We start from the raw sequence: 26,390 nt of genomic DNA on the forward strand, positions 1-26,390 counted from the left end.
CGAGGCCGACGGGACGAGCACGCGGGCCCGGCGGGCTCAGGAGCGCGAGGTGAGGCTCAGGACCCCGGGCCCGGCGGGTCGGAGGCCGGCGGGGGCGGGGACGGGGGCGGGGAAACCGTTCCTCCTGTCCCGTCCGTAGGCTCCGCCGACGGCGCGGGGGTGGGTGACGGCGGGATCGTCGGCTCGGTCGGCGTGGGGGTCGGGGCCGGGGTGGCCGGCGGCTGGGTCGGCTCCGCCGACGGGGGCCGCGGGCTCGCGGGCGGGTGCGGAGTCGCGGCGGGCGGCGGCGCAGGGCGGCCGCGGCCCTGGATGGCGACGACGGCGCCGCCCGGGTCGACCCCTACGCGGGCCGTCCAGGCGCCGACGGGCTGGGCACCGGTGTCCACGGTGATCCGCAGGGTGACCGATTCTCCGGGGGCCAGCGTGCCCGCGGTCCGGCTCGCCCGCAGCCACGGGGCGTCGGACCACAGCTGCCAGTCCACCGGCCCGCCGCCGGAGGCGGTGAGGGTGAGCAGCGTGGTGGCGCCACGGGAGGACGCGGCGGCGGTGATGCGGCCGGGGGCGCCGGGGCGCTCCGGGTCGGCGGCGGCCGGCGGGCCGGTGCTGATCACCTCGACGAACACGTCGGGTTCGGCGCTGCCCGGGGCGAAGCCGGGGCCGCCGGTGGTCCTGGCGGCGTTGCCGGCGTTCTCGTAGGCGGCGAGCGGGCGGCCCCCGGCGTCCGGCGAGATCTCGGACTCGCCGGCGGAGATGCGGGTGCCGTCGGCGCCGACGGGCTCGCCGGTGCTGGGGGCGCCCCGGTACGCCGCCCACAGCGCCAGGACCGGGGCCGCGACGACGGTGGCGACGACGGTGGTGGTCACCGCCCGGGCGCGCAGCCGGTCGCGCCGGGCGGCGTGGTCCTTGGGGTCCATCGGGAACCCGGTGCGGTCGAAGCGCGGGCCGGGTCCGGCGCCGCGGCGCCGGCCGGAGCGGAGCATCGCGGCGTGGACGGCGGTACGGGGGGCGGGCACCAGGGGGAGCGCGGCCGTGTCGATGCCGGAGCCTGGCCAGGGGGAGCCGGCCCCGACGCGTTCGGCGGCGCGGCGGCAGCGCGGGCAGTCGTCGACGTGCCGGACGAGCTCGGCGCGCAGGCTGGTGGAGAGCAGCACCTGGCCGTCGCCGGTGAGCCGGGACACGCTGGGGCAGCCGCCGGTCTCCACGACGGCGAGGGCGGCGCGGGTGCGCTCGACCTCGCAGGCGGCCCCGGACAGGAGTTCCCGGGCGGCGGCGGGCGGCGTGCCGAGGACGGCGGCGAGTTCGGTGACGCCGAGGCGGTGGCGTACGGCGAGTTCGAGGGCCTCGCGCTGCTCGGGGGTGGTTCCGGCGGCCTCGGGCCAGGCGAGCCGGGCCAGCTCGGTACGGCGGTACGCGCTCACGTCGAGGGTGCGCCGGGCGGCGGGGACGCGCTCGCCGCCGTCCGGGCCGGGGGTCGCGCCCCCCGGCGCATGAGTGCCGTCGATGTGCTCCGGCGTGCGCCGGGCGGAATGCGCTCCCTGCCGGTCGCGCCGCTTCTCGGCGAGCCGGCGCAGGCAGCCCCAGCGGGCGAGGGCGTACAGCCAGGCCCGCCGGTCCCCCTCGTCGGGGCAGCGGCCGGGGTGCCGCTCGGCCGCGGCGAGGGCGTCGCCGAGCACCTCGGTGGCGGTGTCGTGGTCGCACAGCACCGACAGGCAGTAGGTGAACAGGCCGTCCAGGTAGGGCTCGTGCCGGAACGGCGGCGGCTCGGGCGGCTGCCGCTCCCCCGCGAGACCCCCGGAACCCCCAGGAACCCCGGAACCCCGGGAACCCGCGGGACCCTCCTCCGAACCCTCTGAGGGCGTACGCCCGTGCGCCGGGTGTGCGCCGGTGCGCGATGAAGGGTGTGCCTGGTTGCTGCTGTTCACCTCGCGACCGTAGGCGGCGCGCCGGTGACGGCCCGGAAGCCTCCAGCAGTTTTAGCCCTTACGGGTGAACAGATCGGCGACGCGCTGACGCGAGCCTTGACGCGGTCGTTCCGGCACACCTCCGGAAGGAGCGGGAACGAGCACCCGGAACGAGCACCGGGCCGGCCGGGGAGGAGCAGCAAGGAAGGCAGCAAGGCAGGCAGCGAGCGACGAGCAGGTCTGTCCCACCCGCCCCGCCGGCGTTGTCGGTGGGGGCGGCTACGGTGGGGCGCATGGCTGCCCGCACCGCTCGTTCATCCGCCAAGGACCGGCCGTCCTACCGTTGTACCGAGTGCGGGTGGACCACCGCGAAGTGGCTCGGGCGGTGTCCCGAGTGCCAGGCGTGGGGGACCGTCGAGGAGATGGGCACGCCCGCCGTGCGCACCACCGCCGCCGGCCGGGTCTCCACCCCCGCGGTGCCGATCGCCCAGGTCGACGGCCGGACGGCGACCGCGCGCAGCACCGGCGTGGACGAGCTGGACCGCGTCCTCGGCGGCGGCCTGGTGCCCGGCGCCGTCGTGCTGCTCGCCGGGGAGCCGGGCGTCGGCAAGTCGACGCTGCTGCTGGACGTGGCGGCGAAGGCGGCCAGCGACGAGCACCGCACGCTGTACGTCACGGGCGAGGAGAGCGCGAGCCAGGTGCGGCTGCGCGCCGACCGGATCCACGCGTTGAGCGACCACCTCTACCTCGCCGCCGAGACCGACCTCTCGGCGGTGCTCGGGCACCTCGACGCCGTGAAGCCCTCCCTCCTGATCCTGGACTCCGTACAGACCGTCGCCTCCCCCGAGATCGACGGCGCGCCCGGCGGCATGGCCCAGGTGCGCGAGGTGGCCGGGGCGCTGATCCGGGCCTCGAAGGAGCGGGGCATGTCCACCCTCCTCGTGGGACACGTGACGAAGGACGGGGCCATCGCCGGCCCCCGGCTCCTGGAGCACCTGGTCGACGTGGTGCTGAGCTTCGAGGGCGACCGGCACGCGCGGCTTCGGCTGGTGCGCGGCATCAAGAACCGGTACGGCACCACCGACGAGGTCGGCTGCTTCGAGCTGCACGACGAGGGGATCACCGGGCTCGCCGATCCGAGCGGGCTGTTCCTGACCCGGCGCGCGGAGGCCGTTCCGGGCACCTGCCTGACGGTGACCCTGGAGGGCAAGCGCCCGCTGGTCGCGGAGGTACAGGCGCTGACGGTGGACTCGCAGATCCCCTCGCCCCGGCGTACGACCTCCGGGCTGGAGACCTCGCGGGTGTCGATGATGCTGGCGGTGCTGGAGCAGCGCGGCCGGATCACCGCGCTCGGCAAGCGGGACATCTACTCCGCGACCGTGGGCGGGGTGAAGCTGACCGAGCCGGCCGCCGACCTGGCGATCGCGCTGGCCCTGGCCTCGGCCGCCAGCGACGTGCCGCTCCCGAAGAACCTCGTCGCCATCGGCGAGGTCGGCCTGGCCGGCGAGGTGCGGCGGGTGACGGGCGTACAGCGCCGGCTCGCCGAGGCGCACCGGCTCGGCTTCACCCACGCCCTCGTACCGTGCGATCCGGGCAAGGTCCCGGCCGGGATGAAGGTCGTGGAGGTCGCCGACATGGGTGACGCCCTGCGCGTGCTGCCGCGCGGGCGCTCCCGTACGCCGGCCAAGGACCGGGCGGCCGAGTAGCGGCCGAGTAGCGGGCGGAGCCCCTGGTCAGGGGGTCTATACGAGCTCCCCGCCGGGCGGACCCGCGCAAGCAACGGCGGGGCCGTGGCGCGCGCCGGTAGACTTCCGGATGGTCCGCCCGGCCCTACGCAGGCGGCGCAACCCGCGACCCGAGGAGTGCAGTGGCAGCCAAGGACGGGGCAGCAGCATCCGGAAAGTCGGGCGCGAGCTCCAAGCAGGAAGCCATGATGCGTGCTTCGCTGAGCGCGGTCGCACCTGGTCAGCCGCTGCGTGACGGGCTGGAACGGATCGTCCGCGGCAACACCGGCGGGCTCATCGTGCTCGGTATGGACAAGAGCGTCGAGGCGATGTGCACGGGCGGCTTCGTGCTGGACGTGGAGTTCACCGCGACCCGGCTGCGCGAGCTGTGCAAGCTCGACGGCGCGCTCATCCTCGACAAGGACATCACCAAGATCCTGCGGGCCGGCGTGCAGCTGGTGCCGGACGCGTCGATCCACACGGAGGAGACGGGCACGCGGCACCGCACGGCGGACCGCGTCTCGAAGCAGTGCGGCTTCCCGGTCGTGTCGGTGTCGCAGTCGATGCGGCTGATCGCGCTGTACGTGGACGGTGAGCGGCGGGTCCTGGAGGAGTCGGGGGCGATCCTGTCGCGCGCGAACCAGGCCCTCGCCACGCTGGAGCGGTACAAACTGCGCCTCGACGAGGTCGCGGGCACGCTGTCGGCGCTGGAGATCGAGGACCTGGTCACGGTCCGTGACGTGACGGCGGTCGCCCAGCGGCTGGAAATGGTGCGCCGGATCGCGACGGAGATCGCCGAGTACGTGATCGAACTGGGCACGGACGGGCGTCTGCTGTCGCTCCAGCTGGACGAGCTGACGGTCGGGATCGAGCAGGAGCGGGAGCTGGTCATCCGGGACTACGTGCCGGAGCCGACGGCGAAGCGTTCCCGCACGGTGGACGAGGCCCTGGCCGAACTGGACGCGCTGACGCATCCGGAGCTGCTGGAACTGGCGATCGTCGCGAAGGCCCTGGGCTACACCGGGTCGCCGGAGACCCTGGACTCGGCGGTGTCGCCGCGCGGTTACCGGCTGCTGGCGAAGGTGCCGCGGCTGCCGGGGGCCATCATCGAGCGCCTGGTGGAGCACTTCGGCGGCCTGCAGAAGCTGCTCGCGGCCAGCGTGGACGACCTCCAGACGGTCGACGGCGTGGGCGAGGCACGGGCGCGGAGCGTCCGCGAGGGCCTGTCCCGCCTTGCGGAATCGTCCATCCTGGAGCGCTACGTCTAGGACGTGCTCCACGCGGGACGGCCGCACGGCCGTCCCGCCGAACGTCCCCCTCCGGCCGGGGCCGGAGGGGGACGGAGGGGTACGGACCGTCAGTCCTGCTTCAGGACGAACGAGGTGTTGGCCACCGGCATGCCGGGGGACTTGAGTTCCACCACGTACGTGTCCGCGGTCGCGCTGCCCGCCGGAGGCGTCTGGCACTGGTTGGGAGCGCTGAACGTGCGGTCCCATTCGAGGACGTGCTTCGTCTCGCCCTGCGCGGAGACGCGGAAGAAGACGTTGCCGGCGCCGGGCGGGCAGTCCGCCGAGGACCACACCGCCTTGCTGTCGCGTCCCTGAAGGATCGTCAGGATCGCCTGCTTCGGGCCGAGGTCGACCTTGCAGGTGGTTCCGGAGACGTTGCGGGCGATCAGTTCCAGCCGAGGCTTCTCGTTCGCCTCGTACTCGTTCTTCGCGCTCTTCACCTCCCACTGGAGGGCGCTCGCCGCGCACGTGGGAAGCGCGGAGTCGGCCGGAACCTGCGCCGCGCCACCGCCTGCGCCCCCGGCACCCGCCGCCGCGGCGCCGCCGGCGCCCGCGCCGGGGGACGAGCCCGGTTCGCCGTTCTTGCCGGTGCCCGCGGAGCCACCGCCCTCGGCCCCGGTCGTGCCGGCGCCGGTCGTGCCGGCCCCGCCCGAATCGGCCCGGCCGCCCGGGGCCTGACTGATCGCCGGCCCGGTGCCCGAGGGGCCGGGGGTGATCGTGATGGTGCCGGGGCGGCCCTGGCCCTTGCCGTTCGTACTCGACCCGTTCCCGCCGGAGCTGACGGCCCACACGGCGAGAATCGCGAGGAGCGCGGCAACGGACGCCAGCACAGCCCTCCGTCGCCAGTAGATGGAGGAGGGGAGCGGCCCGACCGGATTGCGCAGAGATCCCACGGACGGAACTTTACGAGAGTCCGCGCTCCGTTCCGTGCCCCACATGCCGTGCGACGGGCTTGATTTGCCGATCATCAGCCTGCCGAACCCCGCGAACCCGGTCACAAGCGGCCGGAATCAGCCAGGAGTCTGACGCGGGTGCCCTTTTTCCTTGAGTACCGTCGGTGACCATGGACAGCTCCGACCTCTATCGCGACATCACCGACTTCGCCCGCTCGACGCCCGGCTGGGTGCAGTCGGCCTTCGAGATATGGACGGAGTACGGCCTCCTCCTCTTCGGTGTGCTCTTCATATCCGTCTGGTGGCGCTCGCGCAGCCGGCGCAGCCCCCGGACGGTCGCCCTCGCCGTCCTCGCGCCGTTGGCCACCGCCCTCGCGTACGTCACCTCCGAGGCCCTGAAGTCCACGATGGACGAGGACCGGCCCTGCCGCGCCGTCACCGGGGCGGCCGCCTCGCTGCTCGCGTGCCCCCCGGTCGGGGACTGGTCCTTCCCCAGCAACCATTCGTCGATCGCCGGGGCCGCCGCCGTCGCCCTCGCCCTCGCCGTGCGCCGCCTGGCGCTGCTGACCGTGCCGGTGGCCCTGCTGATGGCCTTCTCCCGCGTCTTCGTCGGCGTGCACTACCCGCACGACGTGGCGGTCGGCCTGCTGCTGGGCGGCGCGGTGGCCGCCCTCGCCGTCCTGGCCCTCACCGGTCCGATCAGTACGATCACGGCGGCCATGCGGGCGAGCGGGGTCCGCGCCGCTGTCTGGTTCACCGGTCCGGGCCCGGCGCGGTAGGGGCGAAACGTGTCAGGATGCCGTCTGCCATGACTGCATCCCCATCACAGACCTCCGCGGCACGGACGTCCGCGTCACACGCCGCCGCGACCTCCGCCCTGCACTCCCCCGTCATCGCGTGGTTCGACGAGCACGCCCGCGACCTGCCCTGGCGCCGCCCCGAGGCCGGCCCCTGGGGGGTCATGGTCAGCGAGTTCATGCTCCAGCAGACCCCCGTCAGCCGGGTCCTGCCGGTGTACGAGCAGTGGCTCGCCCGGTGGCCCCGGCCCGCCGACCTCGCCGCCGACGCCCCCGGAGAGGCCGTACGGGCCTGGGGGCGGCTCGGCTACCCCCGGCGGGCCCTGCGGCTGCACGGCGCGGCCCTGGCCATAACGGAACGGCACGGGGGCGACGTACCGCGGGACCACGCGCAGCTGCTCGCGCTGCCCGGCATCGGGGAGTACACCGCGGCGGCCGTCGCCTCGTTCGCGTACGGGCAGCGGCACGCCGTGCTGGACACCAACGTCCGGCGGGTCTTCGCGCGGGCCTCCACCGGGGTCGAGTACCCGCCGAACGCCACCACCGCGGCCGAACGGCGCCTCGCCCGGGCCCTGCTCCCGCCGGACGAGGACACGGCGGCCCGCTGGGCGGCGGCCTCGATGGAGCTCGGCGCGCTCGTGTGCACCGCCAAGAGCCCGGACTGCGACCGCTGCCCGGTGGCCGGGCTGTGCGCCTGGCGGCTGGCCGGGAAGCCGGCGCACGACGGGCCGCCGCGGCGCGGGCAGACGTACGCCGGCACGGACCGGCAGGTGCGCGGCAAGCTCCTGGCGGTGCTCCGGGATGCGGTGGGCGCGGTTCCGCAGGCGGTGCTCGACACCGTCTGGGACGAACCGGTGCAGCGCGCCCGGGCGCTGGACGGGCTGGTCTCCGACGGGCTCGTGGAGCCTCTCGAGGGCGGCCTGTACCGGCTCCCGCAGACCTGACGGGAACCGGTCCGGAGCTGACTGCCCAATTCCGCTTCCGGACCGGGAAACCGCAGCTCACGGGCACTGTTACACAACCTATGGGTGTCCGTGCGCCCACCGAAGGCTGACCCGCACAGGCCCGTGACAACCCCTCCGTACCTTCAGGTCCGTAAGGCAGCGGTTGAGTGGTTGGACGGAACGGAGGCGGTCTGAGATGGCGCACGGCGAGGTACTCGAATTCGAAGAGTACGTACGCACTCGGCAGGACGCGCTGCTGCGCAGTGCCCGGCGCCTGGTCCCGGACCCCACCGACGCGCAGGACCTCCTGCAGACCGCCCTCGTCCGCACCTACGGCCGCTGGGACGGCATCGCCGACAAGTCCCTGGCCGACGCCTACCTCCGCCGGGTCATGATCAACACCCGTACCGAGTGGTGGCGCGCCCGCAAGCTCGACGAGGTCCCCACCGAGCAGCTCCCCGACGCCTCCGTCGAGGACGGCTCCGACCAGCGCGCCGACCGCGCCCTGCTGATGGACATCCTCAAGGTGCTCGCGCCCAAGCAGCGCAGCGTGGTGGTGCTGCGACACTGGGAGCAGATGAGCACCGAGGAGACGGCCGCGGCGCTCGGGATGTCGGCGGGAACCGTGAAGAGCACCCTGCACCGCGCACTGGCCCGCCTCCGGCAGGAGCTGGAGAGCCGGGACCTCGACATGCGCGCGCTGGAACGCGGTGACCACACCATGCGGTACGAGGGGCGTGAGCGGTGCGCGGCCTGAAAGGCCAGGGTTTGAGCAGCGGTGGGTCGCTGGTGCTGATGTCGGCGGGGACGGTCGTCCTCGTCGGCACAGCCGTGTTCGCGGTCGGTTGCGCCACCGGCGGCACCGGCCTGCGCGACGGCGGCCCGGCGCGCACCGACACCGTGGCCAAGACGGCCCCGTCCCCTTCCTCGGCCGACCCCTCCTCGACGGCGTCGGGGAAGCCGGCGGCGAAGGTGGACCCGGTCCGGCTCCTCATGGCGGACCCCAAGGTCAGCAACGCGATCAAGCGCGACCTCAAGCCCTGCACGGGCAAGGAGTACCCGGTCGACGTCAGTTACGGCCGGGTCACCGGCAGCCCCGTCGTGGACGTCGTCGTCAACGTGCTGTCCTGCGCCGACGCCCTGGGCCGCGGCTCGTTCGTGTACCGGGAGGACGGCGGAAAGTACGAGAATGTGTTCTCGGACGAGCAGCCGCCCGTCTACGCGGAGATCGACCGGGGTGACCTGGTGGTCACCAAGCAGGTCTACGGAAAGAGCGACGCGCTCGCCTATCCGTCCGGCGAGGACGTGATCACGTACCGCTGGAACGGGGAGAAGTTCGTCGAGCACGACCGGGTGCACTCGGAGTACAGCAACGTGGTCGACGGCGGGGGCCAGCCCGCACCGGTGGTCACGCCGAAGAACTGACCGCCCGACCGCCCGACTGCCCGACCGCCCACCCACCTGACCACCGCAGTAGCGAGCGAAGAGAAGAACCGAGGCGAGGCTCCCGCATGGCCGAGACCCATGTCCTGTTCGTGGAGGACGACGACGTCATCCGCGAGGCCACCACCCTGGCGCTGGAACGCGACGGGTTCGTGGTCACCGCCATGCCCGACGGGCTGTCCGGTCTGGAATCCTTCCGGGCCGACCGCCCCGACATCGCGCTGCTCGACGTGATGGTGCCCGGCATGGACGGTGTGAGCCTGTGCCGCCGCATCCGCGACGAGTCCACCGTCCCCGTGATCATGCTGTCGGCACGCGCCGACTCCATCGACGTGGTGCTGGGCCTGGAGGCGGGCGCCGACGACTACGTCACCAAGCCCTTCGACGGCTCCGTGCTGGTCGCCCGCATCCGCGCCGTGCTGCGCCGCTTCGGCCACGCCGGCGGCCCGCAGAACGGCGGGTCCGGCGACGAGGACGACTCCGGCGAGCGCGGGGTGCTGGCCTTCGGCGACCTGGAGGTCGACACCGAGGGCATGGAGGTCCGCAAGGCGGGCGCCGCCGTGGCGCTGACGCCGACCGAGATGCGGCTGCTGCTGGAGTTCTCCTCCGCGCCCGGCACCGTACTCTCGCGCGACCGCCTGCTGGAGCGGGTCTGGGACTACGACTGGGGCGGCGACACCCGTGTCGTCGACGTCCACGTCCAGCGACTGCGGACCAAGATCGGCCAGGACCGGATCGAAACGGTCCGCGGCTTCGGATACAAGCTGAAGGCCTGAGGCCCGGACGGCATGAGGCGCTTCACCCTCCGTACGGGGATCCGCTGGAAGATCACCCTCGCCATCGCCGCGGTCGGCGCGCTCACCGCGGTGGCGCTGAGCCTGGTGGTGCACAGCGCTGCCCGGGTGTCGATGCTGGAGAGCGCCCGCGAGACGCAGCTCGACCGGGTCCAGTTCATGGCCGGCGTCGCCGAGGCCGGCCGCAAGCCGCCCATGGTGGCGAAGCTCAACGACCCGGAGCTGCCCGCCGAGCTGCGCGAGAAGGCACGTTCCGGCAGGCGCGGTACGTACGTGCAGGAGACCCGCAAGGGCACGCCCGAGGTGTGGGCCGCGGTGCCCCTCGGCAACGGGCAGGTGCTGTCGCTGCACACGCAGTTCCGGGAGAGCGCCAACATGGTCCGGGACCTCGACCGGGCACTGGTCGTCGGCTCGCTCGCCGTCGTGATCGGTGGCTCGGCGCTCGGCGTGCTCATCGGGGGCCAGATCTCGCGCCGGCTGCGCAAGGCCGCCGCGGCCGCGCAGCGGGTGGCCCACGGGGATCCCGAGGTACGGGTCCGGGACGCCGTCGGGGGCCTCGTACGCGACGAGACGGACGACCTCGCGCGGGCCGTGGACGCCATGGCCGACGCGCTCCAGCAGCGGCTGGAGGCCGAGCGGCGGGTGACCGCGGACATCGCGCACGAGCTGCGGACGCCGGTGACGGGACTGCTGACGGCGGCGGAACTGCTGCCGCCCGGGCGGCCGACCGAGCTGGTCCGCGACCGGGCGCAGGCGATGCGCGCCCTGGTGGAGGACGTACTGGAGGTGGCCCGGCTGGACAGCGCGTCCGAGCGGGCGGAGCTCCAGGACGTGGCGCTGGGCGAGTTCGTGAGCCGGCGGGTGCGGGCGCTGATGCCGGAGGCCTCCGTACGGGTCGTGGCGGACGAGATCGTCAGCACCGATCCGCGGCGCCTGGAGCGGATCCTGGGGAACCTGCTGGCCAACGCGACGCGGTACGGGCAGCCGCCGATCCAGGTGGACGTCGAGGGGCGGGTCGTACGGGTCCGTGACCACGGGCCCGGCTTCCCCGAGGCACTGCTGCGCGAGGGGCCGAGCCGGTTCCGGACCGGGTCCACGGACCGTGCGGGCGTGGGCCACGGGCTGGGGCTGACGATCGCGGAGGGGCAGGCGCGGGTACTGGGCGCCCGGCTGACGTTCCGCAACGTGGCGGCCCCGGGCGGCTTCGAGCGCGAGGGCACGGCGGCGGGCGCGGTGGCGGTGCTGTGGCTGCCGGAACACGCGCCGACGGCGACGGGCAGCTTCCCGGTCGTCAAACTGCCGCAGGCCTGAGCGGCCGCGGCCGGTGCGGGGCCCGGCCGGTGCGGGGCCGGTGCGCGGCCGGACCGGTACCGGGCCGTAGGCCCCGCAGGGCGCGTGACTTAGCATCCGTGGCATGACCGACGGTACGAATCCCCCCAGCAGCCCGCAGCCCGAGCAGCCCGCCCCGGGGAGCGGCGGCTACGGGTTCCCGCCGGGGCCGCCCGCGTCCGGCGGTTACGGCTACCCGGCCGACCAGGGCCCGCGGCCCTCGCCGGGCGCGGGCTACGGCTACCCGGCACCGCCGCCGCCCGAGTCCGGCGGCGGCTACGGCTACCCGGCGGACCAGGGGCAGGACCAGGGGCAGGGGCAGAGCCACCCGAACCCGTACCAGCAGGACCTGCCCGGACCGTACCGGCCGGGTTCCTACCAGCAGTTCCCGGGCGGCGCCCCGGCATCCCCGGGCGGACCGGGCGACCCGGGCGGGCCGGCCGATCCGGGCGGGCCGGCCGATCCGGGCGGGGCGTGGCCGCCGGCGGGTGCGCAGCAGCCCGCGCCGTTCGCGCGGCAGCAGTCCGGTCAGCCGGACTGGGACGCGCTCGCCGACCGCTCGGCTGCCGAGCGGCGCAAGAAGCGGCTGTGGACGATCGGCGGCGTGGCGGCCGTACTGGCCCTGCTCGCCGGCGGCGGAACGTTCCTGCTGCTGGGCGGGGACGACAAGGCCGAGGACGTCGCGGACGATGCCCCCGCGGCCACCGGGTCGGCCTCCCCCAAGCCGGAGGGCTCCAAGAGCAAGGCCCCGGTCGACAAGTCCCCCACCGTCGCCAGCGACCCGACCCTGATCCGCGACCACAGCGGCAAGGACCACCTGAAGATGAGCACCGAGGCGGGCGTCTTCGCGATCGACAAGCACTACGAGCTGCGGACCAAGGGCAACGAGAAGTCGTACGCCGAGGCCGAGAAGCGCGTCGTCGACGCGTCCAAGAGCTTCACCGTCTCGGCCCGCGTCTGGAACCGCGCCCCGAAGGGGCGCCAGATAGCCGTCAGCCAGGGCAACGACAAGACCTTCGGCTTCGAGCTGGGCTCGGACGAGGTGAACGGCAAGCCGGCGTGGATCTTCCGGGTCCAGACGAGCGACCAGGGGGCCGACTCCACGACGCAGACCATCGCCGCGGAGGGCCTGAAGATGGCGAAGACGATGACGACGCTGACGGGTACCTACGACGCCGAGAAGAAGACGATCACCCTGTACGTGAACGGCAAGAAGGCCTCGGAGGGGCAGGTCACGGGCGTCTACAACGCCCCGGGCCCGCTCCAGCTGGCCCGCTCCCGCCACGAGGGCAACTGGACCGGCTCCTGGAACGGCGCCATGGACAGCATGCGCGCCTTCGGAGTGGCCCTGTCGCCGGAGCAGGTCGCCGCCGTCCGCCAGAACAAGCTGTCCCCGTCGGTCAAGCCGAGCGGCGCGTGGGTCCTGCTCTGAGCGGGCCGGCCGACGCGCCCGTCGTCCTCCTGGTCAGAGGGTGACGCCGGCGTTGCGCAGGAAGGCGACCGGGTTGACGGCCGAGCCGTAGTTCGGGGTGGTGCGGATCTCGAAGTGCAGGTGCGGGCCGCTGGAGTTTCCGGTGTTGCCGGAGAGGGCGATCCGCTGGTCCGTGGAGACCTTCTGGCCGATCTTGACCTGGATGCGCGAGAGGTGGGCGTACTGGGAGTACGTCTTGTTCGCGTGCTTGATCACGATGGCGTTGCCGTAGGCCGGGCCGTCGCCGCCGCCGTTGGGGCCGGCCTTCACGACGGTGCCGGCGCCCGCGGCCTTGACCGGGGTGCCGACGGGGACGGCGAAGTCCTGGCCGGAGTGCTTGTGCGACCACATGTTGCCGCCCTTGCCGAAGGTCGCGGTCAGCGTGTACTTCTCGACGGGCTTGTCCCACAGGCCGGTCTTCGCGCCCTTGGCGGCCGCACCCTTGGCGGCCGCGGCCTGGGCGGAGGCCTGCTCGGCGACCAGCTGGGCGGTGCCGGTGAGGGCGGTCTGCGTCGTGTCGGCGAACGCGGCGGCCGTCCCGGCCCCGAGGGCCAGCACCGCACCGAGAGTGGTTACGCCGACGGCAATGCGGGTACGACGGGTAGAGACGCGCTTCGCGAACATGAAATAGACCTCCGGGGCCGGGGACAGGACGGGTCACGCCCTCTTGGGGCATGAAGTGACCCGGCACGATCAAGCACGTGCCGGGCTGGCTCATCCTTGGTAACCCGCGCCCCCGGCGTTCCCCAAACGTCTCCGTTACTACCCGGGCTCGTAGCCGAGCCGGGGCGCTCCGCCCTGTTGACCGCCCCCCTGCTGGGGCGGAGGTCCGGTTTGGGCACTTTTGGATCTACGAATCGGGCTAGTACGTCCGTTTTGTTCTGTGTGGCTTGTCACCGGCGGAGGGCCTCCGGCAGCCCGGTCCGGGACCATCGGCCGACCCTTCGCGCCGCCTTCCGCGCCCCCTCGCCCACCCTCGCCCGCGGTGGCCGACCTTCCCTTGACCGCCGTTGGCCGCCCTTGTCTTGCCCACCGCGGTCGCCGCCCCTTGGCCGCCTTTACTCAGTCCCCCGGCCCGCCGCAGGCCGCCGTACGCCCGCCCCTGGGCGCGGCCGCACCTCCCGGGGGCCCCACCGGCGGCCGCAGGGCGGCCCAGACGCCGTACGCACGGCCCTGACGGCGCCTCCCGGGCCGCACGTGCCGCTCGGCATGTGTGCGACGCGGCACGCGCGACGCGGCACCCGGTCCACCCCGCGCACGCGAAAGGGGCGGCCCCGGAACCGTTCGGTTCCGGGGCCGCCCCTTCATGCGTACCGCTGCCGCCAGGCGGCGGTCACGCGCCCTTCGACAGGTCCGGGCCGGAGCCCGTGGCCTCGATCGGGGGGAGGTCCGGCAGAGCCGTCTTCTCCTCGCCGCGGAAGGTGAACTTGGCGTCGTCGCCCTCACCCTCCTTGCCGACGACCACGATCTGACCGGAACGCAGCTCGCCGAAGAGGATCTTCTCCGAGAGCAGGTCCTCGATCTCGCGCTGGATGGTCCGGCGCAGCGGGCGGGCGCCCATGATCGGGTCGTAGCCGCGCTTGGCGAGCAGGAGCTTCGCGTCACCGCTCAGCTCGATGCCCATGTCGCGGTCCTTCAGGCGCTCGTCGACCTTGGCGATCATGAGGTCGACGATCTGGATGATGTCTTCCTCGGTGAGCTGGTGGAAGACGACCGTGTCGTCGACACGGTTGAGGAACTCGGGCCGGAAGTGCTGCTTGAGCTCTTCGTTGACCTTCGCCTTCATCCGGTCGTATCCGGTCTTGGTGTCGCCCTGTGCCGCGAAGCCCAGGTTGAACCCCTTCGAGATGTCCCGCGTACCCAGGTTGGTCGTCATGATGATGACCGTGTTCTTGAAGTCCACGACCCGGCCCTGGGAGTCGGTCAGACGACCGTCCTCCAGGATCTGGAGAAGGGAATTGAAGATATCCGGGTGGGCCTTCTCGACCTCGTCGAAGAGCACGACGGAGAACGGCTTGCGGCGCACCTTCTCGGTGAGCTGGCCGCCCTCTTCGTAGCCCACGTAGCCGGGGGGCGAACCGAAGAGACGGGAAACCGTGTGCTTCTCGCTGAACTCCGACATGTCGAGGGAGATCAGCGCGTCCTCGTCGCCGAAGAGGAATTCGGCGAGCGTCTTCGAGAGCTCGGTCTTACCGACACCGGACGGACCGGCGAAGATGAACGAGCCACCCGGGCGCTTCGGGTCCTTCAGACCCGCACGGGTACGGCGGATCGCCTGGGAGAGCGCCTTGATGGCGTCCTTCTGGCCGATGACCCGACGGTGCAGCTCGTCTTCCATGCGGAGCAGTCGCGAGGACTCCTCCTCGGTGAGCTTGAAGACGGGAATGCCGGTCGCGGTCGCGAGGACTTCGGCGATGAGCTCGCCGTCGACCTCGGCGACGACGTCCATGTCGCCGGCCTTCCATTCCTTCTCGCGCTTGGCCTTCCCCGCCAGCAGCTGCTTCTCCGAATCACGGAGGGAAGCCGCCTTCTCGAAGTCCTGGGAGTCGATGGCCGACTCCTTGTCGCGACGCACGTTCGCGATCTTCTCGTCGAACTCGCGGAGGTCCGGCGGCGCGGTCATCCGGCGGATGCGCATCCGGGATCCGGCCTCGTCGATCAGATCGATCGCCTTGTCCGGGAGGAAGCGGTCCGAGATGTACCGGTCCGCCAGCGTCGCCGCCTGGACGAGGGCCTCGTCCGTGATGGAGACGCGGTGGTGGGCCTCGTAGCGGTCCCGCAGGCCCTTGAGGATCTCGATCGTGTGGGGGAGGGAAGGCTCCGCCACCTGGATCGGCTGGAAGCGGCGCTCGAGGGCCGCGTCCTTCTCGAGGTGCTTGCGGTACTCGTCCAGCGTCGTGGCACCGATGGTCTGGAGCTCACCACGGGCCAGCATGGGCTTGAGGATGCTCGCCGCGTCGATCGCGCCCTCGGCGGCGCCCGCACCCACGAGGGTGTGGAGCTCGTCGATGAACAGGATGATGTCGCCGCGGGTGCGGATCTCCTTGAGCACCTTCTTCAGGCGCTCCTCGAAGTCACCGCGGTAGCGGGAACCGGCGACCAGGGCACCGAGGTCAAGCGTGTAGAGGTGCTTGTCCTTGAGGGTCTCGGGGACCTCGCCCTTGACGATCGCCTGCGCCAGGCCCTCGACGACGGCGGTCTTGCCGACGCCGGGCTCGCCGATGAGGACCGGGTTGTTCTTGGTCCGGCGGGACAGGACCTGCATGACCCGCTCGATCTCCTTCTCGCGCCCGATGACCGGGTCGAGCTTGGATTCGCGGGCGGCCTGCGTGAGGTTGCGGCCGAACTGGTCCAGGACGAGCGAGGTCGAGGGCGTGCCCTCGGCCGGGCCGCCGGCCGTGGCCGACTCCTTGCCGCCCCCGGTGTAGCCGGAGAGCAGCTGGATGACCTGCTGCCTGACCCGGTTGAGGTCGGCGCCCAGCTTCACGAGGACCTGGGCGGCGACGCCCTCGCCCTCGCGGATCAGGCCGAGCAGGATGTGCTCGGTGCCGATGTAGTTGTGGCCGAGCTGGAGGGCCTCTCGGAGCGACAGCTCCAGGACCTTCTTCGCCCGCGGGGTGAAGGGGATGTGGCCGGAAGGGGCCTGCTGCCCCTGTCCGATGATCTCCTCAACCTGCTGGCGAACAGCCTCGAGCGAAATCCCGAGGCTCTCCAGGGCCTTAGCGGCGACACCCTCACCCTCGTGGATCAAGCCCAGGAGGATGTGCTCGGTGCCGATGTAGTTGTGGTTGAGCATCCGGGCTTCTTCCTGAGCCAGGACGACAACCCGCCGCGCGCGGTCGGTGAACCTCTCGAACATCGTTTATCGCTCCTCAGAGCGGTCGGGCAGTTCGGGGTCGGTCCCCGCCCTGTCCTTCCGCATGCTAGTCCCGCGGGGCGGGACAGCTCATTCCAACTGCCGACATCCGTCCGCGGCTCACCCCCACGTCGGTGAGGAAAACCGGCCTGAACAGCCGACAACTGCTCCAACCCGATAGTGGGAGACGATGTTCCCGCAGGCCAGGCAGATACCCGTCACGCGTGTACGCCGATGGCGAACGGGAGCCGCACAAATCAGCGTGTCGCCCCGATCCACTAGGAATGTCTTACCCGCCGTGACGGACACTCCATGCCGGTGGCACCGGTCCACTCCGCTAAGGGCGAACACGGTTGCGTCCCGAATGTGAGACTCCACCACCGCGGATCTTTACGTTCCGCATTGATCCGCGTGCGGTGCGTCACACCGCCCGTAACCCCCCGGGCATTCGGGAGTTGCTCCGGGCATGGCCGTCAGCAGCGTCACCGTCCCGTCGCCCCGCGTACCGCCCGGCAAGGACGCGTACGCCTCCTGGTACGAGCGGGTGCTCGGCTGGACCGTCGCCGGCGGACCGCCTGCCCAGCTCGTCACCGGAGTCCGGTTCGACGTCCTGGAACTGCCGTCCGACGCGGGGGCCGCCCTGCTGCGCGGGCCGGTCGCCACCGGGCCGGTGGCCCTGATGGGGCGCCGGATGCGGTTCCTGGTGGCCGCCGGGAGCGCCGACGAACTGGACGGGCTGCTCGACTGGCTGGAGTGGGGCGGGGTCGCCCTGGATCTCGCCGCCCTGGGTGAGGGTGGCCGGATCACCGCTCCGAAGCCGCCCGGGGCTCCCTCCGGGGAGGGCCCCCGGGAGGCCGCCGTCTGGCTGCGGCCCCCCGAGAAGGGGTGCGAGGCGCTCCTGCCGTCCCTGCCCGCTCCCGGGAAGGGCGCCGGGCCCGCGGGCGGGCCCGATCTCGTACGCCTGGTCGCGGCGGCGGCGACGGAATGCCACCGGGCGCGATTGCGGCGTACGCACCGGACCCGTCAGCCCTGGGTCTTCTCGTAGGCCTCGCGGATCTCGGCCGGGACGCGGCCGCGGTCGTTCACGTTGTAACCGTTCTCCTTGGCCCACGCGCGGATCGCCGCGGTATCCGGGTTACCGGTCGTCGCCGAGGCGCGGCCCTTGGTGCGGGCGGCGTTGGCGCGGCCACCGGTGCGGCGGCCGCCCTTGGCGTACGGGTCGAGCAGACCGCGGAGCTTTTCAGCGTTGGCGGTGGTGAGGTCGATCTCGTAGGTCTTGCCGTCCAGAGCGAACGTCACCGTCTCGTCCGCCTCGCCGCCGTCGAGGTCGTCGACAAGAAGGACCTGAACCTTCTGTGCCACCGGGATTTCCTTTCATCGAAAAGCAGTACGCGGAAAGGAAACCGCTTTTGCGGGAAAAACACAAACCCCCGGGGAGAGGTTCGAGACCGCAACAGGGCGGGAAACGTACGCGATTCGGACATAGGCCGCGGGTGTGTGGGACACGGGAAAAGCCGTGGTGATCGATCAGAGGTGCAGAAGCATGCGACTGTTGCCCAAGGTGTTCGGCTTCACTCGTTCGAGACCGAGGAACTCCGCGACACCCTCGTCATAGGAACGCAGGAGCTCGATGTACACATCGGTCTCGACCGGCGTCTCGCCGATCTCGGTGAACCCGTGCTTCGCGAAGAAGTCCACTTCGAAGGTCAGGCAGAAAACCCGGCTCACCCCGAGCGCCCGCGCGGTCTCCAACAACTGCGACAGCACCCGATGGCCGACGCCGCCGCCCTTCAACTCGCGGTCCACGGCGAGAGTGCGCACTTCGGCGAGGTCTTCCCACATCACGTGGAGAGCGCCGCAGCCGACCACCTCGTGGTCCGAGTCGCGTTCCGCGACCCAGAACTCCTGGATGTCCTCATAAAGGACCACCGGGGCTTTGTCGAGCAGGATCCGCTGCTGCACGTACTGGTCGAGCAGGCGGCGCAGCGCGGGAACATCACGGGTGCGGGCACGGCGGATCGTCACTGTTTCTGCGGGTGCAGCGGAAAACTCTCCCATGGGTCCGGACGCTATCGCCCCGGACCGGCGGGGCGCTCGCCGGAGCCGTCTTCCCCTTCGCCCGCGGCGGGGGCGGAGGCCGGAACTTCCGAGGATTCCGCAGCCGCGGCGACGGCGTCGGCCGCCGCAGTGACCGTACCCGCGGCCTCGTCGTCGTGCTGGACGATCCGGACGGCGTCCCGGAGGGCTTCTCGCTGTTCCGCCGACATCATGCCGAAGAAGGCGACGAGGGCGGCCGCGGGGTTGTCGCTCGTCGCCCAGGCTTCGTTCATCAGTGCGGCCGAGTACGCGGGGCGGGTGGAGACCGCCGTATATCGATAGGCGCGTCCTTCCGCCTCACGGCGGACCCAGCCCTTCTGGTGAAGATTGTCCATAACGGTCATGACCGTGGTGTAGGCGATGGACCGTTCCTGCTGGAGGTCTTCCAGGACTTCCCGAACGGTGACCGGGCGGTTCCACTGCCACACCCGCGTCATGACGGCGTCTTCGAGATCTCCCAAGGGGCGAGGCACACCAGCACGATAGTGCGGATTGCGGTGAATTGCCCGACCATTCCGGCGGCAACGCGCAACAAATCGGGCGCACGGCCGCGGTGGCCGTACGCCCGTGGTGCCCGAAGGCTCTGCGGTGCTACTTCCGGGGCTGCTGGGCGGCCTCGGCCCGGGCGAGCACGGCGTCGACCGCCGCGTCCTCCTTGGCCTTGTTGGCGCCGCCCTGGGTCTTCACGATCGTCACGACGAGAGCGATGAAGAACGCGGCCATCACGATGGGGGGCACGAGCGCGGAAACGTAGTCCATGCCCCTCAGCCTAGCTACCCGGCGGCCCGGCCCTCCGCCGGGGGCGGGCCGGGCTTGCGGCGCGGCGGGAACGCCTCGCCGGGGGTGGGGACGGGGCGTTCCGGCTTCGGCCGGTCCTTGGGCTGCGGCGCCGGGACGGGCGGCCGCCCGCCTTGACCGCTGCCCTGGCCGCTGCCCTGGCCGCCGCCCTGCCCGCCGGCCAGGGCCAGCAGCCGGGTGCGGGGCGCGGGGGCGGTCCGGAGCCGTCGGCGTACGGAGCGCTCGGCGACGGCCTGGGCCCGGTCCAGCACCGCCGCGGCGAGCGGGTTGGCCCGCAGGGCACGCAGGGCGGCGAGGTCGTCCGGCACCGGCTCGTAGCCGGCGGCCAGGGCGTCCTGGAGCAGCACCAGGTAGCCGGAGAGGCTGCCGGGGAGAGCGCCCCGGTAGCGCGCGAGGTCCTCGAGGAGGAAGGCTCTGAGCCGGGCGGCCTCCGAGGCCGCGTCGTCCACCGACCGCGCGAGGCGCAGGCAGTCCTGGACCTCCGCGGCCGACAGGGGGGCCGAGGAGGACTGGAGGGCGTGGGCGAGCGAGCGCCTGAGCACGTGCAGCTCGGCAGGGCTGAACGCCATGCCGCCGCGGGATCCGTAGGGCGTGGGCATGGGCCGAAGATACGCGCTAATCGGACAAAATCCTCTGACGGTGAGCGGCGTCGGCGCGGCGGGGCGCCGACGCCTCCGGTCAGCCGGACTCTTTGACGGCGCGCAGGAAGTCGGCCCAGGCGGCCTGGGTCGTGGCGAGCACCAGGTGCGCCGGATCGGCGTGGTCGGCGACGCGCACGAGCGAACCGGGGGTCGCGGAGACGTAGACGCAGGCGTCCCCCTCGTCGCAGAACGAGGACTTCTGCCACACGGGCTGAGCGGTCATGGGGTCTCCTCCGGGCGCGGTCGCCGGTCATTCCTGTGAAGGGAAGGTAACGCCGCGGCGGCTTCGGGCCGGTCACATTGGCGGAATTCGGTGCGTCGGCCCCGGCGCGGCGGTCGCACGCCCGGAGGTGCGGGCGGCCGGACCGGGGCTGACCGGCGCGCGGAGCCGGGCGGGGCCGCGCGCTGGTCAGCCCCGCTCCGCGCGCCGGTACCGCGCGCCGCGCCGGGCCGCCCGGTGCCCGGTGCCGGCTGGTGCCCGGTGCCGGCTGGTGCCCAGTGCCGCCCGGTGCCCGGTGCCGGCCCGTGCCCGGGTGCCGGCCGCTGGCCGCCGGCTACAGGCGGGCCGTGAAGGCGGCGACCGCCTCTTCGACCTCCTGCGGCGTCCACGACAGCCCCGGCTCCGTCACCTCCAGCTCCGTCATCGACAGGCCCGGCGGGCCGTCGGTGGACCAGCGGCGGAACAGGACCCGGCCGGTGTCCTCCGCCAGCGCCGCGCCCGCCTCGGTCAGCCGGTCCGGCCCGTACGGGAGCCACACCTGGAACTGGTGGGTGTGCGGCACCTCCGGGTGGACGCGGAACCACGGGATCCCGGCCGCCTCGAAGCCGTCCCGCAGTTCCCGCGCCACCATCCGCGCCTGGGCGACGTACTCCGGCAGGAGTGGCAGCTCCCGCTCCAGCCCGGCCAGGGCCGACAGCGCCTGGGGGAACTGCCGGAAGACCTGGCCGCCGTAGCGATGGCGCCAGACCCTGGTCTCCTCCACGAAGGACCGCGGGCCCGCCAGGCAGGCGCCGCTGAGGCCGCCGAGCGACTTGTAGAAGGACACGTACACCGAGTCCGCCAGCGCCGCGATCTCCGCGAGGGGGCGGCCGAAGTGCACCGTCGACTCCCACAGCCGGGCCCCGTCGAAATGGACGACCGCGTCCCGCTCCCGGGCCGCGGCCACCAGCGCCTCCAGCTCCTCCCACGAGGGCAGCAGGAAGCCCGCGTCCCGCAGCGGCAGCTCCAGCATCAGCGTGCCGAAGGGCTCCGCGAGGTCCCGGACCTCGGCGGGCGTCGGCTGGCGCGGCTCGACCGTCGGGTGCGCCACCCGCAGGCCGGAGACCGCCGACAGCGCGCCGCCCTCCCACCGCTCAGGGTGGGACATGGGGTGCAGGGCCACCACCGGGTTGCCGGTCCGGGCCGCCCAGCACCGCAGGGCGACCTGCTGCGCCATCGTCCCGGTCGGGAAGAACGCGGCGTCCTCGGTGCCCAGCAGCTCCGCGACCCGGCGCTCCAGCTCGGCGACCACCCCGTCGCCGTACACGTCGGCCGGCTCGTCCATGGCGTACGGGGCGTCCCGGAGCAGGTCCAGCAGCTCCCCCACCGTCGGCTCCAGGAGGCTCCGGGACAGGGTGCGGTCCGCCCCCCGCCAGGCTGCCACCAGCCGCTTCGCGCGTGCGGTGTCCTCGTCGTGCTCGCCGTTGTCCTCGTTCATAGCTCCCGATCATCGCCGACCGGCCAGAAGGGCCAGGGGCTAGCATGGCGGCGTAACGTCCGGTACCCCCCGCGGACTGGAACGGAAGGCCCTCCCCGCGTGAACCCATCACAGCAGCCCCGCCCTGCCCGGCTGGCCGTCGGCGTCGTCGGAGCCGGGCGGGTCGGCCCCGCGCTGGCCCGTGCGCTCCAGCAGGCCGGGCACGTGCCCGTGGCCGTGTCCGGAGTCTCCGACGCGTCCGTGCGCCGCGCCGCACGGCTCCTGCCCGACGTACCGCTTGTCCCGCCCGCGCAGGTGCTGGAGCGGGCCGACCTGGTGCTCCTCACCGTCCCCGACGACGCGCTGCCCTCGCTCGTCGAGGGCCTCGCCGAAACCGGCGCGGTCAGGCCCGGCCAGCTCCTCGTCCACACGTCCGGGCGGTACGGGACCGCCGTGCTCGACCCGGCGCGGCGCGCGGGCGCGCTGCCGCTGGCCCTGCACCCCGCGATGACCTTCACCGGCACCGAGGTGGACGTGCAGCGGCTGGCCGGCTGCTCCTTCGGGATCACCGCCCCCGACGAACTGCGCCTCGCCGCCGAGGCCCTGGTCATCGAGATGGGCGGGGAGCCCGAGTGGATCGCGGAGGAGAACCGCCCGCTCTACCACGCGGCCCTCGCCCTCGGCGCGAACCACCTGGTCACCCTGGTGGCCCAGTCGCTGGAGCTGCTGGGCAAGGCCGGGGTCGAGCGCCCCGACCGGATGCTCGGCCCGCTGCTCGGCGCGGCCCTCGACAACGCCCTGCGCTCCGGCGACGCCGCCCTGACCGGCCCGGTGGCCCGCGGTGACGCCGGTACGGTCGCCGCGCACGTCTCGGAGCTGCGCCGGCACGCGCCCGGCGCGGTCGCCGGGTACCTGGCGATGGCCCGTACCACCGCCGACCGGGCGCTCGCGCACGGTCTGCTCAAGCCCGAACTCGCCGAGGACCTCCTCGGGGTGCTCGCGGACGAGGACGGCACCGGATGAGCCCGCTGCTGCACACCGCCGCCGAGCTCCACGCGCTGCCGCGCACCGGCCGCCGGGCCGTGGTGATGACCATGGGCGCCCTGCACGAGGGCCACGCCACTCTGATCCGCACCGCGCGGGAGCAGGCCGGGCCGGGCGGCCAGGTCGTCGTCACCGTCTTCGTCAACCCGCTTCAGTTCGGGGCGGGCGAGGACCTCGACCGCTACCCGCGCACCCTCGACGCCGATCTCGCGCTCGCCGGGGAGGCGGGCGCCGACGCGGTGTTCGCCCCGGCCGTCGACGAGGTGTACCCGGGCGGCGACCCGCAGGTGCGGGTCAGCGCCGGGCCCATGGGCGGGCGCCTCGAAGGGGCCACCCGCCCCGGGCACTTCGACGGGATGCTGACCGTCGTCGCCAAGCTGCTCCACCTCACCCGCCCCGACCTCGCCCTCTTCGGCCAGAAGGACGCGCAGCAGCTGGCGCTGATCCGGCGGATGGCGACCGACCTGAACTTCCCCGTCGAGGTGGTCGGCGTACCGACCGTCCGCGAGGAGGACGGGCTCGCGCTGTCCTCCCGCAACCGCTACCTCTCCCCCGCCGAGCGGCGCACCGCGCTGGCCCTGTCCCGCGCCCTGTTCGCCGGGCGGGACCGGCTCGCCGCGCAGGCGGCGCTGCGGGCCCGCGCCGAGGCCTCCCCGGCCAGCGACGAGCGGGCCTCGGCGCTGGCGAGGCTGGGCGAGATCCGCGCCTCCGCGGACGCGCACGCCGTGTCGGCGGCGGGCGCCGGGCTGCCGGACGCCGTACGGGCCGCCGCGCGCCACGTGCTGGAGGAGGCGGGCCGCCACGAGCCGCCGCTCGTCCTGGACTACCTGGCGCTGGTGGACCCGCGGGACTTCACCGAGGCCGCCCCCGGGTTCACCGGGCCGGCCGTCCTGGCCGTCGCCGCGAAGGTGGGCACGACCCGGCTGATCGACAACATCCCATTGGAGTTCGGAGCACACTCGTGAGCACCCCAGGCAGAGGCACCGAAGGCACCGGCACCGGCGCCGGTACCGGCATACGGCTGCACGCCCCGGCGCCCGGCTGGTCCCTCGACGCGGACGTCGTGGTCGTCGGCTCCGGCGTCGCGGGCCTGACGGCCGCGCTGCGCTGCGCGGCCGGGGGCCGCCGTACCGTCGTGGTCACCAAGGCCCGGCTCGACGACGGCTCCACCCGCTGGGCCCAGGGCGGCATCGCCGCCGCCCTTGGCGACGGCGACACCCCCGAACAGCACCTGGACGACACCCTGGTCGCGGGCGCGGGCCTGTGCGACGAGGAGGCCGTACGGCTGCTCGTCACCGAGGGCCCGGGCGCGGTGCGGCGGCTGATGGCCGAGGGCGCCGTCTTCGACACCTCCGCCGAGACCGGCGAGATCGAGCTGACCCGGGAGGGCGGCCACCACCGGCGCCGGATCGCGCACGCGGGCGGCGACGCCACCGGCGCCGAGATCTCCCGGGCGCTGGTCGGGGCGGTGCAGGCCGCGGGCATCGAGACGGTCGAGAACGCGCTCGTACTGGACCTGCTGCAGGACGCGCGGGGCCGTACGGCCGGCGTCACCCTGCACGTCATGGGCGAGGGCCAGCACGACGGGGTGGGCGCCGTCCACGCGCCCGCCGTGATCCTGGCGACCGGCGGCATGGGGCAGGTCTTCTCCGCCACCACCAACCCGTCGGTGTCCACCGGCGACGGGGTGGCGCTCGCGCTGCGGGCCGGCGCCGAGGTCTCGGACCTGGAGTTCGTCCAGTTCCACCCGACGGTGCTCTTCCTGGGCCCGGATGCCGAGGGGCAGCAGCCGCTGGTGTCGGAGGCGGTGCGGGGCGAGGGCGCCTACCTGGTCGACGCGGACGGCGTGCGCTTCATGACCGGGCAGCACGAGCTGGCCGAGCTGGCGCCGCGCGACATCGTCGCCAAGGGCATCATGCGCCGCATGCAGGAGCAGGGCGTCCAGCACATGTACCTGGACGCCCGGCACTTCGGCGCCGAGATGTGGGAGCAGCGCTTCCCGACGATCCTGGCCGCCTGCCGCGCGCACGGCATCGACCCGGTGACCGAGCCGATCCCGGTCGCGCCCGCCGCGCACTACGCGTCCGGCGGCGTCCGCACGGACCTCCAGGGGCGCACCACGGTCCCCGGCCTGTACGCGTGCGGCGAGGTCGCCTGCACCGGCGTGCACGGGGCGAACCGGCTGGCCTCCAACTCCCTGCTGGAGGGCCTGGTCTTCGCCGAGCGGATCGCCGACGACATCGTCGCCGCCCCGCCGGCCGGCAGCGGCCCCGGCGTCCCGGTCCCCGCGACCGGACCGCTCCAGCCCTCCGGGGCGCGGTACGAGATCCAGCGGATCATGACGGACGGCGCGGGCGTGCTCCGCTCGGCCGACTCGCTGCGGACCGCGGCCGAGGCCCTCGAAGGGCTGTACGCGACCGCCCTGAACGAGCTGGAGGCGCACGGCAAGACCGCCGAGCCGGGCGTCGACACCTGGGAGGCCACGAACCTGCTGTGCGTGGCCCGCGTGCTGGTCGCCGCCGCCCGGCAGCGGGTGGAGACCCGCGGCTGCCACTGGCGCGAGGACCACCCCGACCGGGACGACGCCGACTGGCGCCGCCACCTCGTCGTCCGGCTCTCCGCGACGCGGAAGCGGGCCCTGGTCGTCATCCCCACCGACTCCGCGGACTTCCCGTCCGTACGACACCCCCTCACCACCCAGAGCCTGGAGCAGTGACCGTGAGCACCCCCGACGAACTCCCCCTGATCGACGGCAACGAAGGCGGCTGCGGCGACGACTGCGGCTGCGGCGACGGCGAGGAGACCGGCCTCGACCCGGCGCTGGCGCAGCTGCTGGCGGACGCCGGCCTGGACCCGATCGAGGTCGAGGACATCGCGCACATGGCGCTCTCCGAGGACCTGGACGGCGGGGTGGACGTCACCACCGTGGCGACCGTGCCCGAGGAGGCCGAGGCCGTCGCCGACTTCGTGGCGCGCGAGGACGGCGTCGTGGCCGGCCTGCGCATCGCCGAGGCCGTGTTCTCCGTCGTCTGCACCGAGGCCTTCGAGGTGGAGCGGCACGCGGAGGACGGCGACGCCGTCAAGGCGGGGCAGCTGCTGCTGTCGGTCCGCGCCCGCACCCGCGACCTGCTGACCGCGGAGCGCAGCGCGCTGAACATCCTGTGCCGCCTGTCGGGCATCGCGACGGCCACCCGCCGCTGGGCGGACGTGCTGGACGGCACCACGGCGAAGGTCCGCGACACCCGCAAGACCACCCCGGGCCTGCGCGCGCTGGAGAAGTACGCGGTGCGCTGCGGCGGCGGCGTCAACCACCGCATGTCCCTCTCGGACGCGGCGCTGGTCAAGGACAACCACGTGATCGCGGCGGGCGGCGTCGCGCAGGCCTTCGCGGCCGTGCGGGAGGCCTTCCCGGACGTGCCCGTGGAGGTCGAGGTCGACACCCTGGAGCAGGTCGGCGAGGTCCTGGAGGCCGGGGCGGACCTGATCCTGCTGGACAACTTCACGGTCACGCGGACCGCCGAGGCCGTCGCCCTGGTGGCCGGGCGCGCGACGCTGGAGTCCTCCGGCCGCCTGACGCTGGAGTCCGCCCGCGACTACGCCCTGACCGGCGTGGACTACCTGGCGGTGGGCGCGCTGACCCACTCCTCCCCGATCCTGGACATCGGTCTCGATCTGCGCGAGGCGGTGTAACCC

General features: G+C 73.3%; 25 protein-coding genes. 14 read left to right on the plus strand and 11 right to left on the minus strand.

What is annotated here, in order from left to right; all coding sequences use genetic code 11:
* Positions 1-56: 56 nt before the first annotated feature.
* Positions 57-1,922 (minus strand): BACON domain-containing protein, encoded by a 1,866-nt coding sequence (locus tag OTB16_RS24960; protein WP_267723028.1) that lies wholly within the window; start codon positions 1,920-1,922, stop codon positions 57-59.
* A gap of 272 nt (positions 1,923-2,194) precedes the next feature.
* Here OTB16_RS24960 and radA point away from each other — a divergent pair, with 272 nt between their 5' ends.
* Positions 2,195-3,607 (plus strand): DNA repair protein RadA, encoded by a 1,413-nt coding sequence (gene radA, locus OTB16_RS24965; RefSeq protein ID WP_267723029.1) that lies wholly within the window; start codon positions 2,195-2,197, stop codon positions 3,605-3,607.
* Between the two features lie 161 nt (positions 3,608-3,768).
* Positions 3,769-4,893, plus strand: a complete 1,125-nt coding sequence (gene disA, locus OTB16_RS24970; RefSeq protein WP_267723030.1) for a DNA integrity scanning diadenylate cyclase DisA — start codon at positions 3,769-3,771, stop codon at positions 4,891-4,893.
* 89 nt (positions 4,894-4,982) lie between these two features.
* On the opposite strand, the gene OTB16_RS24975 is transcribed toward disA, so the two are convergent.
* Entirely contained in the window at positions 4,983-5,807 is an 825-nt protein-coding gene (locus OTB16_RS24975; protein ID WP_267723031.1) for a hypothetical protein, read from the minus strand.
* Positions 5,808-5,977: 170 nt separating this feature from the next.
* Here OTB16_RS24975 and OTB16_RS24980 point away from each other — a divergent pair, with 170 nt between their 5' ends.
* The 7 genes from OTB16_RS24980 to OTB16_RS25010 all read left to right on the plus strand — a co-directional run bounded on the left by OTB16_RS24980 (position 5,978) and on the right by OTB16_RS25010 (position 12,546).
* Complete coding sequence (locus OTB16_RS24980; RefSeq protein ID WP_267723032.1) at positions 5,978-6,586, plus strand: phosphatase PAP2 family protein; 609 nt, start codon at positions 5,978-5,980, stop codon at positions 6,584-6,586.
* Between the two features lie 29 nt (positions 6,587-6,615).
* Positions 6,616-7,548 (plus strand): HhH-GPD family protein, encoded by a 933-nt coding sequence (locus tag OTB16_RS24985; protein WP_267723033.1) that lies wholly within the window; start codon positions 6,616-6,618, stop codon positions 7,546-7,548.
* 196 nt (positions 7,549-7,744) lie between these two features.
* Positions 7,745-8,305, plus strand: a complete 561-nt coding sequence (locus tag OTB16_RS24990; RefSeq protein ID WP_267723034.1) for a SigE family RNA polymerase sigma factor — start codon at positions 7,745-7,747, stop codon at positions 8,303-8,305.
* Between the two features lie 38 nt (positions 8,306-8,343).
* Positions 8,344-8,973, plus strand: coding sequence for a hypothetical protein (locus OTB16_RS24995; RefSeq protein ID WP_267723125.1), 630 nt, complete (start codon positions 8,344-8,346; stop codon positions 8,971-8,973).
* An 86-nt stretch (positions 8,974-9,059) separates the two neighbouring features.
* On the plus strand, positions 9,060-9,767 hold the full coding sequence (cseB, locus tag OTB16_RS25000; RefSeq protein ID WP_267723035.1) for a two-component system response regulator CseB: 708 nt from the start codon (positions 9,060-9,062) through the stop codon (positions 9,765-9,767).
* A gap of 12 nt (positions 9,768-9,779) precedes the next feature.
* On the plus strand, positions 9,780-11,096 hold the full coding sequence (gene cseC, locus OTB16_RS25005; RefSeq protein ID WP_267723036.1) for a two-component system sensor histidine kinase CseC: 1,317 nt from the start codon (positions 9,780-9,782) through the stop codon (positions 11,094-11,096).
* Positions 11,097-11,199: 103 nt separating this feature from the next.
* Positions 11,200-12,546, plus strand: a complete 1,347-nt coding sequence (locus tag OTB16_RS25010; RefSeq protein WP_267723037.1) for a LamG domain-containing protein — start codon at positions 11,200-11,202, stop codon at positions 12,544-12,546.
* 33 nt (positions 12,547-12,579) lie between these two features.
* On the opposite strand, the gene OTB16_RS25015 is transcribed toward OTB16_RS25010, so the two are convergent.
* Positions 12,580-13,209, minus strand: a complete 630-nt coding sequence (locus OTB16_RS25015; protein WP_267723038.1) for a M23 family metallopeptidase — start codon at positions 13,207-13,209, stop codon at positions 12,580-12,582.
* A gap of 709 nt (positions 13,210-13,918) precedes the next feature.
* Positions 13,919-16,444 carry an ATP-dependent Clp protease ATP-binding subunit gene (locus OTB16_RS25020; protein WP_267723039.1) on the minus strand — a complete coding sequence of 842 codons (2,526 nt, stop codon included), beginning with the start codon at positions 16,442-16,444 and terminating at the stop codon, positions 13,919-13,921.
* 463 nt (positions 16,445-16,907) lie between these two features.
* Between OTB16_RS25020 and OTB16_RS25025 the strand changes: the two genes are divergently transcribed.
* Entirely contained in the window at positions 16,908-17,486 is a 579-nt protein-coding gene (locus OTB16_RS25025) for an SCO3374 family protein (protein WP_267723040.1), read from the plus strand.
* Here OTB16_RS25025 and OTB16_RS25030 read toward each other — a convergent pair.
* The 7 genes from OTB16_RS25030 to OTB16_RS25060 all read right to left on the minus strand — a co-directional run bounded on the left by OTB16_RS25030 (position 17,465) and on the right by OTB16_RS25060 (position 21,674).
* A complete protein-coding gene (locus tag OTB16_RS25030; protein WP_267723041.1) occupies positions 17,465-17,803 on the minus strand; it encodes a histone-like nucleoid-structuring protein Lsr2 in 339 nt (112 codons plus the stop codon). The two genes, OTB16_RS25025 and OTB16_RS25030, sit on opposite strands and share 22 nt — an antisense overlap.
* A 165-nt stretch (positions 17,804-17,968) precedes the next feature.
* Positions 17,969-18,499: an amino-acid N-acetyltransferase gene (locus OTB16_RS25035; RefSeq protein WP_267723042.1), complete on the minus strand. Its 531-nt coding sequence runs from the start codon at positions 18,497-18,499 to the stop codon at positions 17,969-17,971.
* An 11-nt stretch (positions 18,500-18,510) separates the two neighbouring features.
* On the minus strand, positions 18,511-19,011 hold the full coding sequence (locus OTB16_RS25040) for a BlaI/MecI/CopY family transcriptional regulator (protein ID WP_267723043.1): 501 nt from the start codon (positions 19,009-19,011) through the stop codon (positions 18,511-18,513).
* 118 nt (positions 19,012-19,129) lie between these two features.
* Positions 19,130-19,297, minus strand: a complete 168-nt coding sequence (locus OTB16_RS25045) for a hypothetical protein (protein WP_267723044.1) — start codon at positions 19,295-19,297, stop codon at positions 19,130-19,132.
* 14 nt (positions 19,298-19,311) lie between these two features.
* Positions 19,312-19,935 (minus strand): hypothetical protein, encoded by a 624-nt coding sequence (locus OTB16_RS25050; protein ID WP_267723045.1) that lies wholly within the window; start codon positions 19,933-19,935, stop codon positions 19,312-19,314.
* A 79-nt stretch (positions 19,936-20,014) separates the two neighbouring features.
* Positions 20,015-20,200 carry a DUF397 domain-containing protein gene (locus tag OTB16_RS25055; protein WP_267723046.1) on the minus strand — a complete coding sequence of 62 codons (186 nt, stop codon included), beginning with the start codon at positions 20,198-20,200 and terminating at the stop codon, positions 20,015-20,017.
* Positions 20,201-20,531: 331 nt separating this feature from the next.
* Positions 20,532-21,674: a threonine aldolase family protein gene (locus OTB16_RS25060; protein WP_267723047.1), complete on the minus strand. Its 1,143-nt coding sequence runs from the start codon at positions 21,672-21,674 to the stop codon at positions 20,532-20,534.
* A 99-nt stretch (positions 21,675-21,773) separates the two neighbouring features.
* On the opposite strand from OTB16_RS25060, the gene OTB16_RS25065 reads away from it, so the two are divergent.
* The 4 genes from OTB16_RS25065 to nadC are packed head-to-tail and all read left to right on the plus strand — an operon-like array spanning position 21,774 to position 26,387.
* A complete protein-coding gene (locus OTB16_RS25065; protein ID WP_267723048.1) occupies positions 21,774-22,676 on the plus strand; it encodes a Rossmann-like and DUF2520 domain-containing protein in 903 nt (300 codons plus the stop codon).
* Positions 22,673-23,662 carry a pantoate--beta-alanine ligase gene (panC, locus tag OTB16_RS25070; protein ID WP_267723049.1) on the plus strand — a complete coding sequence of 330 codons (990 nt, stop codon included), beginning with the start codon at positions 22,673-22,675 and terminating at the stop codon, positions 23,660-23,662. Before OTB16_RS25065 ends, panC begins: the two co-directional genes overlap by 4 nt.
* Complete coding sequence (locus tag OTB16_RS25075; protein WP_267723050.1) at positions 23,659-25,413, plus strand: L-aspartate oxidase; 1,755 nt, start codon at positions 23,659-23,661, stop codon at positions 25,411-25,413. The genes panC and OTB16_RS25075 overlap by 4 nt, the downstream gene beginning before the upstream one ends.
* Complete coding sequence (gene nadC, locus OTB16_RS25080) at positions 25,410-26,387, plus strand: carboxylating nicotinate-nucleotide diphosphorylase (protein WP_420717794.1); 978 nt, start codon at positions 25,410-25,412, stop codon at positions 26,385-26,387. The genes OTB16_RS25075 and nadC overlap by 4 nt, the downstream gene beginning before the upstream one ends.
* Positions 26,388-26,390: the final 3 nt, after the last annotated feature.

This window comes from Streptomyces antarcticus (assembly GCF_026627255.1).
Lineage (GTDB): Bacteria > Actinomycetota > Actinomycetes > Streptomycetales > Streptomycetaceae > Streptomyces > Streptomyces antarcticus.